This is a genomic window from Curtobacterium sp. MCLR17_036 (genome assembly GCF_003234445.2).
Taxonomy (GTDB): Bacteria; Actinomycetota; Actinomycetes; order Actinomycetales; family Microbacteriaceae; genus Curtobacterium.
In genome coordinates, this window is record NZ_CP126269.1 from 1,684,054 (window position 1) to 1,697,713 (window position 13,660).

10 protein-coding genes are annotated in these 13,660 nt (G+C 74.2%); 6 read left to right on the forward strand and 4 right to left on the reverse strand.

Going from position 1 to position 13,660, the window contains the following annotated elements; genetic code table 11:
• Complete coding sequence (locus DEI99_RS07985; protein ID WP_111041858.1) at positions 1–1,002, reverse strand: carbohydrate ABC transporter permease; 1,002 nt, start codon at positions 1,000–1,002, stop codon at positions 1–3.
• Between the two features lie 246 nt (positions 1,003–1,248).
• On the opposite strand from DEI99_RS07985, the gene DEI99_RS07990 reads away from it, so the two are divergent.
• Positions 1,249–2,424, forward strand: coding sequence for an ROK family transcriptional regulator (locus DEI99_RS07990; RefSeq protein WP_181434447.1), 1,176 nt, complete (start codon positions 1,249–1,251; stop codon positions 2,422–2,424).
• 33 nt (positions 2,425–2,457) lie between these two features.
• Here DEI99_RS07990 and DEI99_RS07995 read toward each other — a convergent pair whose 3' ends face one another.
• Positions 2,458–3,018, reverse strand: coding sequence for a histidine phosphatase family protein (locus DEI99_RS07995; protein WP_284180991.1), 561 nt, complete (start codon positions 3,016–3,018; stop codon positions 2,458–2,460).
• Between the two features lie 662 nt (positions 3,019–3,680).
• Here DEI99_RS07995 and DEI99_RS08000 point away from each other — a divergent pair.
• From DEI99_RS08000 to DEI99_RS08010, 3 genes are all read left to right on the forward strand, one after another.
• Positions 3,681–4,655, forward strand: a complete 975-nt coding sequence (locus DEI99_RS08000; RefSeq protein WP_111042570.1) for a putative endonuclease domain-containing protein — start codon at positions 3,681–3,683, stop codon at positions 4,653–4,655.
• 157 nt (positions 4,656–4,812) lie between these two features.
• Positions 4,813–6,183 carry an alpha/beta fold hydrolase gene (locus DEI99_RS08005; protein WP_111042571.1) on the forward strand — a complete coding sequence of 457 codons (1,371 nt, stop codon included), beginning with the start codon at positions 4,813–4,815 and terminating at the stop codon, positions 6,181–6,183.
• On the forward strand, positions 6,180–7,730 hold the full coding sequence (locus DEI99_RS08010; RefSeq protein ID WP_111042572.1) for a GMC family oxidoreductase: 1,551 nt from the start codon (positions 6,180–6,182) through the stop codon (positions 7,728–7,730). The genes DEI99_RS08005 and DEI99_RS08010 overlap by 4 nt, the downstream gene beginning before the upstream one ends.
• Before the next feature lie 184 nt (positions 7,731–7,914).
• On the opposite strand, the gene DEI99_RS08015 is transcribed toward DEI99_RS08010, so the two are convergent.
• Positions 7,915–8,481: a GIY-YIG nuclease family protein gene (locus DEI99_RS08015; RefSeq protein ID WP_111042573.1), complete on the reverse strand. Its 567-nt coding sequence runs from the start codon at positions 8,479–8,481 to the stop codon at positions 7,915–7,917.
• A gap of 80 nt (positions 8,482–8,561) precedes the next feature.
• A complete protein-coding gene (locus DEI99_RS08020; RefSeq protein ID WP_111042574.1) occupies positions 8,562–9,407 on the reverse strand; it encodes a siderophore-interacting protein in 846 nt (281 codons plus the stop codon).
• A gap of 199 nt (positions 9,408–9,606) precedes the next feature.
• Here DEI99_RS08020 and DEI99_RS08025 point away from each other — a divergent pair, with 199 nt between their 5' ends.
• Positions 9,607–12,264: a phosphoenolpyruvate carboxylase gene (locus DEI99_RS08025; RefSeq protein WP_111042575.1), complete on the forward strand. Its 2,658-nt coding sequence runs from the start codon at positions 9,607–9,609 to the stop codon at positions 12,262–12,264.
• Between the two features lie 250 nt (positions 12,265–12,514).
• Positions 12,515–13,612 (forward strand): Bcr/CflA family efflux MFS transporter, encoded by a 1,098-nt coding sequence (locus DEI99_RS08030; protein WP_258369544.1) that lies wholly within the window; start codon positions 12,515–12,517, stop codon positions 13,610–13,612.
• Positions 13,613–13,660: the final 48 nt, after the last annotated feature.

Here is a 13,660-nt window from a genome sequence, read left to right on the forward strand (position 1 = left end):
TCACTCCCCGGTCACGTCGTAGTTGACGAAGCGCTTGGACAGCCAGTACACGAGCCCGGACAGGACCATCCCGGCCAGGAACAGCAGCACGGCCATCGCGCTCGCGAAGCCGAGCTGCGCGTACCCGAACGCGTTCTTGTACAGGTAGAGCATGTAGAACAACGTCCCGTTGTCCGGGCTGCCGAGGCCGCCCGTGCCGGACGAGATGATGTACGCCTCGGTGAACACCTGCAGGCCGTTGCTGATCCCGGTGATGAGGTTGAACAGGATCGCCGGCGACAGCAGCGGCAGCGTCAGCGCGAAGAACTGGCGGACCGGACCGGCGCCGTCGACGCGGGCCGCCTCGTACAGCGACTTCGGGATCCCACGCATGCCGGCGAGGAAGATGAGCGCCGCGTTGCCCGCCCCCATCTGCGCGAGCGCGATGATGACGAGCTTGGCCGTCGTCGGGTCGCCGAGCAGGTTCGTCGCGGGGATCCCCACGAGCTTCATCGCCTGGTTCACGATGCCGGTCTGCGGGTTGACGAGCACCACGAAGATGAACGCGAGCGCGAAGGTCGGGATGAGCGACGGGATGTACAGCGCGGTGCGGTACCAGCTGATCTCGCGGACGTCCTGGTTCATCGCGATCGCGATGACGATGGCGACGACGATCCCCACCGGGACCGCGATGACGGCGTAGAACACCGTGTTGCCGACCGCGGTGTGGACGAGCGGGTCGATGAACGCCGCCACGTAGTTGGCGAAGCCGACCCAGGTCGCGTCCGCCATGCCCGAGTAGCGGGTCAGGCTGATGCCGAACGAGTACAGCAGCGGGTAGGCGACGAACACGAGCACGCCGACGATCCACGGCGAGATGAACGCGATGCCGATCCGCAGCCGGCGCTTCTCGGCCGGTGTCCACGGATGCCGCTCGCGTGGTCGTCGCCGCTGCGTGGCGGCGGTGCGGCCGGTCGTGGTCGGCCGTGGTGGTGCGGTCCCGGATCGTGTCGTGGTCGTCACGAGCGTCCCCTCCTGCCCCGGGGGACCCCGATGTCCCACGGGCGAATCCGTCACCGGGCCGGCGTTCCTGGTCGCCGACCCAGCTCAATCCAATTGATTGACAAATTCGTTTGGGCAGCGATGCTATGGATCATGGCCGAGCCGCGTCAACCCTCTCGTCGCAACGTGCTGCATGGCGGAACGGAGCGTGTCGAGCGCGGAGAGCGGGCGGGATCGCGCGGCGACTCGGGGACCGGTACGAACCTCGTGCACGTCGGCGAGCACAACCGCGCGCTCGTCGTCGACCTCGTCCGGCGGCGGGGGCCGGTCACCCGGGCGGACCTCGCCCGGTCGACCGGCCTGAGCGCCCAGACCGTGACGAACATCGCGGCGCCGCTCGTGCGGGGCGGCCTCCTGCGGGAGTCCCCGGACGGCGGCCGCGGGCTGGAGGTCGTCGCCACCGCCCGCTCGGCGGTCGGCGTCCACCTCGATCCGGCGCACCTCGTCGTCGTCCGCACCGACCTGACGGGCCGGGTCCTCGCCGAGGACCACGTCGACCTCGACGCCGTCGACGACCCCGGCGCGACCCTGGACACCGCGGCCGCCGCGGTCGGACGCGTGTGCGCCGACGGCGCCGCGGTCGACGGCATCGGCCTCGCCGTGCCGGGCCCGATCGACCCGGACGGCGTCCGCACCGGGTCCCCGGCACAGCTGCCCGCCTGGCAGCACCTGCCCGTCGCCGCGGAGCTCGCCGCCCGCACCGGAGTGCCGGTCCGACTCGAGAAGGACAGCACCGCCAGCGCCCTCGGCGAGGTCTGGGCCGGTCCCGCGCCCGACGACCTGGTGTCCGTGTTCCTCGGCCACGGCATCGGCGCGGCGACGGTCGCCCACGGCGAGGTCGTCCGCGGAGCGAGCGGCAACGCCGGCGAGTTCGGCGGCATGCCCGTGCACGCCCACGGCGGCTGGACGGAGGTCTGGGAGGCATGCCAACCCCTGCAACAGGTCCGGCGTGCGATCGAAGTCGGGCTGCTGCCCGCCGCGGTGCCGCTCGACCGTGCCGTCGACGTGCGCCGCGCGTTCGCCCGGCTGTGCGCCCTGCCCGGCGCCGCGCCGCTCGTCGCCGAGGCCGGCGCTGCCCTCGGGTCCGCGCTCGCCCTGGTCGTCGAACTGCTCGACGTGCCGCGCGCCACGATCGGCGGCAGCGCGGCACTCGCCGGCGGCGACGTCTTCCTCACCGCCGTCCGACGTCGACTCGCCGAGCGCCTGCCGTCCGGCCCGTTCCCCACGGTCGCGTTCACGGACCACGGCGAGGCCGCCGTCGCGCGCGGCGCTGCCTGCTCCGTCCTGCGCGCCGGCCTGGCGATGCCGGTCCTGGTCGCGTCCGGCACCGGCGGTCGGCCGGGAGGCCCGGTGCCCGCCCGCAGCATCGCCCACCCCTGGTGAGCAGTCGCGTCGCGCGCTGCGCTGCCCGAGGAGTCAGCGCGGAACGACCCGCGCCCAGCCGCTCGTGGCGCACCACCGCTGCGGGTCGAAGGTGAAGACGCTCCCCATGCCCGGCTGGTCCAGCGCACGCGAGACCGGCACGCCGTGCAGGTCCGCGAGCAGCAGTGCCCCGACCGCCCCGTGCGACACGATCGTCACGTCCCCGCCCGCGGCCAGGTGACGGACCGCGTCGATGATCCGCGCCTGGGCGTCGACCGCTCGCTCCCACCCGCGCACCGACGACCGGGGTGCGGCGAAGAACGCGTCCACCACGCCCTCGAACTCGTCGAGGGGCAGGTACCCCGTCGCACTGCGGTCGATCTCGCCGAGCCGGGCGTCCTGCTCGGGGTCGACCCCGACCGCCCGACCCAGGACCGCCGCGGTCTCTACGGCCTTCCGCTCCGTGCTCGAGACGATCCGGCGCACCCCGGGGTGCCACGCGACCGCGGCCGCTCCGGCTGCCCGGGCCCTGCCCTCGGGCGAGAGGCCCCACGACTCGATTGGGGCAGCGGGGTCCACGACGACCTCGGCGTGGGTGAGGAACGACGACACCATCGGGCGATCCTGCCACGGGGTGGGTGGGTGGGTGGGTGGGTGGGTGGGTGCGGCGGCGCACGCGCGGGCGGATGCGGGCGTGGCGGGTGCGCGCAGGCGGTGGCGGGGGCAGCGGCGGTGCATGCGGGGACGGGCGCGGGCGCGGCGGCGGGGACGGGTGCGGGCGCGGTGGCAATCGCGGCGGCGACGGGTCGAGTGCATGCGGGTGCATCGTGCGACGGAACACCCGTCGTTCGTCACGTGGTCTGTCGCAACATGCGCCTGCATCGGGTGCGTGTGCATCGTGCGACGGAACACCGGTCGATCGACGCGTGGTCTGTCGCAGGATGTGCACGCATCGACCTACCGCTGGCAGCACGGCCTCTGCTCGCCGCCGTCCCGGGCGACGGGAACCGGGCGGCGTCGAGGCGCATGCGGGTGCATCGTGCGACGGAACACCCGTCGTTCGTCACGTGGTCTGTCGAACCATGCGCCTGCATCGGGTGCGTGTGCATCGGACGACGGACTACCGGTCGATCGACGCGTGGTCTGTCGCAACATGCGCGCGTACGGACCTCCCGTCGCGAGCACGCCGCCGCCGCCCGCCGCCGCCCGCCGCCCCACGCCGGCCACCGATGCCGGCCCCACCCGCCGGTGTCGGTGGCCGTCCCTACGGTGTCGACGTGGCCGAACCCGTGGATGCGTGGTGGCGCCGCCGGCAGTGGTCGCGCGGCGCGGCGGTGCCGTACGCCGTCGGGGCGTTCCGCGCCGAGTGGGCGTCGTACCCGGTGCTCGTGCGGCAGTACCACCCGGAGTGGAACCACGGTGTGGTCCTGTCCCAGGTGCCCCCGGCCGCCGAGGTCCTGCTGACCTGGGAGTGCGACGTCGGCCACGTCTTCGTCGCCACCCCCGCCGAGCAGCGCGGTCGGCCCGGGCGCGAGCGACGCCGGTCGGTGTGGTGCCCGGAGTGCGCGGTGCAGGCACAACCCCAGCGCTGGCCGGTGCTGCCGTCGGACTGGCCCGAGCAGGTCCCGGTGCCGCAGCGCGTCGTCCGTGCGACCGGGCGGCAGACGCTGCCGGCGGCGCCCGCGCGCGGGGTACCTGCCGGCGCGGTCGCCTCGACCCGGTCCCGGTCCCGGTCGCGTCGGCCCGTCACCGGAGCCCCACGCCAGGCGGGCCAGGCGCCCGCGCGCACGATCTGCGCGAAGACGCCTCGGCTGCCGTCGGGGGAGTCCTTCACGAGCGTCTGCGCCCCGGCGACGGCCTCGGCGGTCGAGGCCGAGCTCCGTGCGGCGCTCTCCGACCGGTTCGCGTTCACCTTCGACCACACCGCGATCCGGCTCGACCGCCCGTTCTTCGACCACGTCGAGGTGTGGCCGGACATCGTGCTGCCCGAGCTGCGCGTCGCCATCGAGTACGACTCGACCGGTCGCCACGGCCTCGAACACGTCGGACCGCGGCAGGAGACCGACCGGCGCAAGGACCGGGCCGTCCGCGGCGTCGGGTGGGAGGTCATCCGCATCCGCACCGGGCGGCTCCAGGCGCTCGGGCCGCACGACCTCGAGGTGTCCGGCATCTCGCGGGCGACCATCGAGCGGTTGGCCGACACGCTCCGAACCATCCGCGGCGCGTTGTTCGTCGACGCGTACGCGCGATGAACGGCGCGGAGCCGGTGACGGGGACGGCGCCGGTGACGGCGGTCGGTGCGGTGACCGGACACGTCACGGCGGCGACACGCGCGCTCCTGTACCCCGATCGGGCCCTCGGGGTACGGCGCGCCTGGGACCGCTCCCGCACGGCGGGTAGGCAGGACACGTGACCGTAGCCTTCTGCCTCCACGCCCTCGGATCGAGTTCCGAGGAGTTCGTCCCGCTCCGCAAGGAGCTCGTGGGCGACCTCGACCTGATCGGTGTCGACCTGCCCGGCTTCGGCCGCAGCCCTGCGTCCTCCGGGACGACGGTCGAGGAGATGGCCGTGCTGGTCGAGCGCGCGATCGGTGCCAGCGGCGCCACCGACTGGGTGCTGCTCGGCCACTCGATGGGCGGCAAGGTCGCGACCGTCGTCGCGGACCGCACGATGTCCGGCGCGAACGGCCTGTTCGGCCTGCGCGCCGTGGTCCTGCTCGCGGCATCGCCGCTCGCGCCGGAGCCGATGGACGAGGAGCGCCGCCGGTCGATGCTGGCGTGGGCGGCCGACGGGCCGATCGACGCCTCGGCCGCCGTGGAGTTCGTCGACGCGAACACCGCCTCGACCCTCGCGCCCGACCGGCACCTCACCGCCGTGCAGGACGTCGAACGGACGGACCCCGAGGCCTGGACCGACTGGCTCACCCGCGGCAGCCGCGAGGACTGGTCCGACGCACCGACGAACCCGGTCCCCGCACTCGTGTTCGCCGGCGCCGAGGACGGCGACCTCGACGCCGACGCGCAGCGGCGCCTGACGCTGCCGCACTGGCCGGACTCCGAGCTCCACGTCGTCGACGGTGCCGCGCACCTGCTGCCGTGGGAGCAGCCGGAGGCCGTCGCCGAGCGCATCCGCGACTTCTGCTCGCGCCGGCTGACGGCAGGGCCGGTCGTCCCGCAGGAGACCGCCCGGGTGATCGCCTCGCCGCGGGTGAGCGCCAAGACCCGTGGCGTCTTCGCCGCGCGTGCGCTGCCGGACGACCCCGCCGCCGAACCCCGTGCACTCACGGCCCTCCAGCTCGAGACCCTGCGGGCCATCGCCCGGATCGTCGTGCCGCAGCCCGGTGAACGACAGGTCGACCTCGCCCTGCGGGTCGACGCGCAGCTCGCCGCCGGCGAGGGCGACGGCTGGCGCACCGACGGCATGCCCACCGATGCCGAGGCGTACCGCGGCGCGCTCGACGTGCTCGCCGCCCCGGCGCGTGACGGCGGTCTCGACCAGGCCCTCGAGGCGGTCGCCGCCGGCCGGTACCGCGCCGACGGACGGCTCGACGCCGCGCAGCTGCGCACCTGGTTCGAGGACGCGAGCGTCGACCTCGTCAAGCAGTGGCTCGCGCACCCGGCGACGATGGCCGAGATCGACTACGACGGCTTCGCCAACGGTGGCGACGGTGTCCGCAAACAGGGCTTCCAGCTGCTCGGCGCCGACCAGCGCGAAGCCTGGGAACCCCGGCCGACGGGCACCCCCGCGACCGGAACCACCACGACTGGAGCAGCACGATGAGACTCGACGGACAGCGCACGTACGGCACGGACGACGTCGTCGACGTGGTGGTGGTCGGCACGGGCGCCGGTGGCGCACCGCTGCTCGCCTCGCTCGCACGGCGCGGCCTGCGCGTCGTCGCCCTCGAGGCCGGCAGCAACACCGAGCCCGGCGAGCACACCCCGGACGAGTCGACGGCGGCGGCCCAGATCAACTGGATGGACGAACGCCTGAGCGGCGGCGGCGCCCCGACCGCGTTCGGCCCGAACAACAGCGGCACCGGTGTCGGCGGTTCGACGCTGCACTGGGGCGCGTTCACCCCGCGGCCGTCCGAGCACGACCTGCGCCTGCGGTCGGGGAGCGGCGAGGGCCAGGACTGGCCGATCGCGCACGCCGAGCTCACCGAGTGGATCGAGCAGGTCGAGCACGACGTCGGCGTCGCCGGTCCCGCGCACTACCCGTGGGACCCGGCCCGCCGCTACCGCATGGCCCCGCCGGCGCGGAACGCCTCGTCGGACATGATGATGCGCGGTGCTGCCGCCGCCGGCATCACGGCGACGGACGCGCCGGTCGCGCTCACCACCGAGGACCGGCATCAGGAGCACTTCGGCCTGCGGCACGCCTGCGTGTCCTGCGGCTCGTGCCACCAGGGCTGCCGCAACGGCGCCAAGGTCTCGATGGACACCTCGTACCTGCCGGCCGCCGTGGCGTTCGGCGCCGAGATCCGGCCGGACTCGTTCGTGCACGGCATCGAGCTGGACGCGTCCGGGCAGGTCGCGGCGGTCGTCTACACGCACGCCGGTCGCGAGGTGCGGCAGCGCTGCAAGGCCCTGGTCCTGGCCGCCGGCGGTGTGGAGACGCCCCGGCTGCTCCTGCACACCGGGATCGCGAACGGCAGCGGCCAGGTCGGCCGCAACTTCACGGCGCACGGCGCCACGCAGGTGTGGGGACGCTTCGACCAGTCGATGCGGTCCTACCGCGGGTACCCGTCCTCGATCATCACCGAGGACTTCGTGCGCCCCGCCGACGCGGACTTCGCCGGCGGCTACCTGATCCAGAGCCTCGGGGCGCAGCCGCAGACCTTCGCGAACACCCTGGTGCGCGGCGCTGGGCTCCGCGGCGCCGAGCTCGTGCAGGCGCTGCACGACTACCCGTACTCGGCGGGGGTCGGCATCAACGCCGAGTGCCTGCCCTACGAGGACAACCGCCTCGAGCTGTCCGACGAGCTCGACGAGCACGGCGTCCCGCGCGCCCGGGTCTCGTTCACGCCGGGCTCGAACGAGGAAGCCATCCGCGCACACGCCGTCCGCACGATGACGACCCTGGTCGAGGCCGCCGGCGGGAAGGACATCCGCGTGCTCGAGCGCACCGCGCACACCATCGGCACGGCACGGATGGGGACCGACCGCGCGAGCTCCGTGGTGGACGGCGACGGTCGTTCGTGGGACGTCCCGAACCTGTGGATCTGCGACAACTCGGTGTTCCCGAGCGCCGTCATCGCGAACCCCGCGCTCATGATCATGGCGCTCTCGCTCCGCACCGCCGACCGCATGCTGCAGGCCGCCTGACCGGCAGCACCTAGAGCGCGCACACATCGTGAGCAGAAGTGGTCGGGTCCGCTCCTTGGACCCGACCATTCCTGCTCACGAAGCACCGCGCACCGCGCCGAACGAAGCACCCCGCACCGGCATCGCATCCGCACCCGCACCGCGCGGAACGAAGCGCCCGCACCGCACCGCGCCGCGCCGCCCGTCACCCCCGCAGCGCGAGCGCCTCGCTCGTCCAGCGGGCGTGCAGCTCCCACGGGTCGGTCACCCCGGCCGCGACCCGCTCGACGTGCGCGAGCAGCTCGGGCGTCACCCGGAACCACTCCGTGCGCGGGTAGCGCGTCGCCGCGAAGCGCGCGTGGCGTCGGCGCTCGAGCGTGCGGTCGCCGCGCTCGAAGCCGAGGAGCTCCTGGTGCGGGATCGCCGCGAGCCGCTGCCTCGGGTTCGTCGTCGTGCCGATCTTGATGCGGTCGCCGAAGTCGTCGCGCATCCGCAGGTAGTAGACGACGTCGACGCGCGGGGGAGCGAGGTCGCCGTCCGGCACGTCGCCCCAGCGCCACTCGCACGTCGAGCACACCGCGCCGGACGGGTACCGCACGCCGACCCGCGAACCGCAGACCGGACACGGGCCGGGCAGCAGGTCCTCGACGCCGGTGTGCTCGGCGGCGAGGTCCGTGATGAGCGCGACGTGTCCCGCGCACAGCGGGACGCCGCCGAGCGCCGGGGCGGGCGTGCTCCGGCACCCGGGCACACAGCACGTGGAGGCGACCATGCCGGGAACGCTAACCCGACCCACCGACGCGGGACGGGCCTCCCGACCGGACCGGACCGGATCGGACCGGACCGCAGCGGTCAGTCCGTGAAGATGACACCCACGGGTTCGCGCTTCTCCTCCTGGAAGCGGTCCTCGGCACGGCCGAGCGCCCAGTAGGCGGACAGCGACATCTCGGACTTCTCGAGTCCCCAGTCGTCCTGCAGCAGCCGGCGGATCGCCTTCATCGCGGCCCGCTCGCCGTGCGCGAAGACCTGTACCGGCCGCGAGGCGCGCTCCAGCGAGCGGGCGGCCTCCAGCAGGAGCGTGCCCGGCGCGGCGCCGGTGGCGTCGCGGTGCAGCCACCGCAGGTCGACCCCGGCGGGGTGCGCGACCTGCTGCTCGTCGGCCGGGCCGGCGACCTCGACCAGGGCGACGCCCGTGGCGCTGTCGGGCATGGCCTCGAGCGCGGCGGAGACCGCCGGCAGGGCGCTGTCGTCGCCGAGCAGCACGTGCGTGACCGCGGGGTCGGCGCTCGGCGTGTAGGCGCCGCCGGGGCCGGAGAGGGCGAGGCGGTCGCCGGGGCGGGCCGCGGCGGCCCAGGGACCGGCGAGTCCCTGGTCCCCGTGCACGACGAAGTCGATCGCGATCGTGCGCGCGTCGTGGTCGACCGAGCGCACGGTGTAGGTGCGGCGCGACGGACGGTCCTGCTTGGGCAGGGTCTCGCGCAGCGCGTCGAGGTCGAAGGGCGGCTCGAGGCCGAGGCCGGGCTTCGCGACCAGGAGCTTGACATACTTGTCCGTGGCGGCGACCTTCGCCGGGTCGGCGGCGGCCACGAAGTCGTCGAAGGCGGGGCCGCCCAAGTGCACGCGCACCATGTGCGGCGTGAGCCGTTCGGTGCGGTCGACGACGAAGACGTGCTGGGGACGTTTGGGTTTCGCGCTCATCGGAGCCGAGCTTCCTCCCGCTCGGTCGGCATCCGCTGTGTGCGCTGCGGCGACGAGCACACCACGGTCGGGCGCGCCGTCGGCCGCCACCTGGAGGCCCGGCCGCGGTCCGTCCGGACGGTCGTCGTCACGCGTCCGCCGAGGCCGCTACGCTGCTCGGGACCCGGGACGCGTTCCCGGCAGACCCGGAGAGGACTCCATGACGGCGATCGACGGATCCGCGCGCCACGAGCGTGCGCGGGACGACGTCAGCGGGGCGGTCGACAGCGACCTGCGCGCCGACGTGCGGTACCTCGGCAACCTGCTCGGACGCGTGCTGCGCGAGAACGGCGGGGACGAGCTGCTCTCCGACGTCGAGACGCTGCGTGCCGCCGTCATCGACGCCTACGAGGGCGACCACGCCGACGGCGCCGCCCGGGCCGAGGCCCTGGTGTCCGCGATGTCGGCCGAGCGGGCCGAGGCGGTCGCGCAGGCCTTCACGACGTACTTCCACCTCACGAACCTCGCCGAGGAGCACCACCGGGTGCGCGTCCTCCGGCAGCGCGGCGACGACGGCGGGCACGCCGGTGACTCGTTCCCCGCGACCTACGCGCAGCTCGTGGCCGAGGTCGGCGAGGCCGAGGCCGCCGAGCGGCTGCGGACCCTGCGGTTCCACCCCGTGCTCACGGCGCACCCGACCGAGGCGCGCCGCCGCGCGGTGACGACCGGCGTCCGCCGCATCAGCGACCTCATCGACGAGCGGGACCGGGCGCGCAACGCCACCGCCCGTGCCGAGAACGAGCGTCGACTGCTCGAGGAGATCACCACCCTCCTGCGCACCTCGCCGCTCCGCACCACGCGGCCGACCCCGCTCGACGAGGTCCGCACCGCGATGAGCGTCTTCGACCAGACCCTGTTCGAGATCGTGCCGCAGGTGTACCGCCTGCTCGACGACCGGCTGCAGGGCGACGACGCCGGCCGCGTGCCGGTCACCGCCCCGGCCTTCGTCCGCTTCGGCACGTGGATCGGTGGCGACCGCGACGGCAACCCGCACGTCACCGCCGAGGTCACCCGCCAGGCCGCCGAGATCGCCGCCGAGCACATCCTGCTCGGGCTCGCCCGAGCCGCCACCCGCATCGGCAGCACCCTGACGCTCGACGCGAACGAGACCCCGGCCGACGCCGGCCTGACCGCGCTCGTCGCCGCGCAGGAGTCGCTCGACCCCGGCATCGCCGAGCGCATCGGCATCCGCGCGCCGAACGAGACCCACCGTCGCGCGCTGCTCTTCGCCGCCGCGCGCATCGACGCGACCCGCCTCGGCGAGACGCCGCTCGCGTACCCGGGCCCGGAAGCGCTCCTCACCGACCTGCGCACCATCCAGACCTCCCTGGTGCAGGCGGGTGCCTTCCGGCCGGCGAACGGCGAGCTGCAGAACCTCATCTGGCAGGTCGAGACCTTCGGCTTCCACCTCGCCGAGCTCGAGGTCCGGCAGCACTCGCAGGTGCACCGGACCGCCCTCGCCGAGATCCGCGCCGGGGGACCCCGCAGCGAGACCACGGAAGAGGTCCTCGCGGTCTTCCGGACCATCGCCGCGCTGCAGGCCCGCTTCGGCGTCCGTGCGGCCAGCCGGTACATCGTGTCGTTCACGCAGTCGCCGGCCGACCTGGCGAACGTGCACGAGCTCGCCGTCGCCGCGCTCGGTTCGGTCGAGGCGGCGCCCGTCCTCGACGTCATCCCGCTGTTCGAGACCTTCGCCGACCTGCACGCCAGCGTCGACGTCCTCGACGAGGCCGTCCGCACCGAGGCGTTCCAGCGGCGTCTCGCCGCGACCGGCCGTCGGCTCGAGGTCATGCTCGGCTACTCCGACTCGTCGAAGGACGTCGGCCCGGTCTCCGCGAACCTGGCGCTGTACGACGCACAGGCGCGGATCGCGGACTGGGCCCGCGACAACGACGTGGAGCTCACGCTGTTCCACGGCCGTGGCGGCTCCCTCGGCCGCGGCGGCGGTCCGGCCAACGAGGCCGTGCTCGCGCAGCCGCCGGGGTCGATCGCCGGACGGCTCAAGCTCACCGAGCAGGGTGAGGTCATCTTCGCCCAGTACGGCGACCAGGACATCGCCGCCCGTCACCTCGAGCAGATGGCCTCGGCGACGCTGTTCGCGTCGTCGCCGTCGAACGAGTCGCACACCGAGCAGGCGGCGCAGCGCTTCGCCGACCTCGCGCAGCGGCTCGACGACGTCTCGCGCGAGGCGTTCTACGGGCTGGTCAAGGCGGACGGCTTCGCACCGTGGTTCGCCCGGGTCACCCCGATGGAGGAGATCGGTCTGCTCCCGCTCGGCTCCCGCCCCGCCCGACGCGGGCTGAGCGTCGAGTCCCTCGAGGACCTCCGCGCGATCCCGTGGGTGTTCTCGTGGACGCAGGCGCGCATCAACCTCGCCGGCTGGTACGGCCTGGGTTCCGCGCTCGAGGCCGTCGGCGACGTCGAGGCCCTGCGCGCCGCCTACCGCGACTGGCCGCTGTTCGCCGCGATGATCCGCAACGTCGAGATGTCGCTCGCCAAGACCGACGAGCACATCGCGCGCCGCTACCTCGAGCTCGCGGACCGCGACGACCTCGCCGCCGCGGTCCTGGACGAGATGCTCCGCACCCGCGACTGGGTGCTCCGCGTCTCCGGCGGCAGCGACGTGCTGGCCGACCGGCCGGTGCTGGCGCGGGCCGTCCGCCTGCGCAGCCCGTACGTCGACGCACTGTCGCACCTGCAGCTCCGTGCGTTGCGGTCGATCCGCACCACCGGCAGCACCGACCCGACGGACGCCGACCACCGACTGCTCCTGCTGACGGTCAACGGCATCGCCGCCGGTCTGCAGAACACCGGCTGACGCGTCGCCCGTCCGGGTCGCGTGCACCGCGTGTCGGACGGGAGGCCCGGTGCGGCCCGGCGACGTCCCCTCCGTCCGCCTCGGTGCGCGTCCCGGACGCGCGCACGTGACGGTCCACCCCGGTCCGCGTAGCGTGGCGGTCGTGACGACGGGGCGCCAGCGGAGGACCACGACGACGCTGCCGCCGATCGTGCCGCTCGCGCTCGTCGTCGGTGTGTCGCCGTTCGCCACAGACATGTAGATCCCGGCACTGCCCGCGATCGCGCGCGACCTCGGTACGACGCCGGGCACCGTGCAGCTCTCGCTGACCGCCTTCCTCGTGGCGTTCGCGGTCGGGCAGCTGCTCGTCGGCCCGGTGAGCGACGGCGTCGGCCGCCGCCCGATGCTCGTCGTCGGGACCGCGGTGTTCGCCGCGGCGTCGGTGGCGTGCGCCCTCGCCCCGGACGTCGTCGTGCTCGTCCTCGCACGCATCGCGCAGGGGCTCGGCGGTGCGGCCGGTGCGGTGGCGGGTCGCGCGATGGTGTCCGACGTGGCGAACGGGACGCGGATGGCGCGGGTGTTCGGCACCCTCGCCGCGATCAACGCCATTGGGCCCGTGGTGGCGCCGCTGGCCGGGGGAGCGGTGCTGACCGTCGGCACCTGGCGGCTCATGTTCGTCGTGCTCGCCGCCCTCGGGCTGCTGCTGTGCGCGATCGTGGTGCTGCGGTTCCACGAGACCCTGCCCGTGGGACGCCGCGGGGGCGCCGGGTTCGCCGCGAACGGCCGGCGGATCCGCGAGCTGCTCGGCATCGCACGCTTCCGCGCCTACGTGCTCAGCGGCGTGCTGTCCACGGTGGGGTTCTTCGCCTACATCGCCACGAGCTCGTTCGTCTTCCAGACGGAGTACGGGTTCTCCGAGGGTGGGTACACGCTCGTGTTCGCGACGAACGCGTCGATGATGGTCGTCACCACCCTGGTGTTCCGGCGGGTCGTCGGGCGGTTCTCCGAGGACGCCCTGCTCACCGCCGGCCTGGTGGTCGGTACGACGGGCGCGACGGGGGTGCTCGTCGCGGCGTTGACCGGTGCCGGTCCGGTCGTGGTGTGGTGCGCGCTCGCGGTCGTCACGGCGGCGTGGGGCTTCGTGCTGCCGGCCGCGATGACCCGGACGCAGCACGTCGGCGCGGCGCACCCGGGGACCGCCGCGGCCCTGCAGGGCGGACTCACCTTCGGCATCGGCGGGCTCGGCACACCGCTCGCGGGCGCGCTCGGCGGCACGGCGCTGGCGATGGGCGGGGTCATGGCGGCGCTCATGGCGGCGGCCGTGGTGGTGCAGGTCACCGCGACGCGGCGGCACGCCGGCCGGACCTGACGGTGACGAACCGGTAGGTTGCATGGTGCAAGGCGAACCGACACGAGG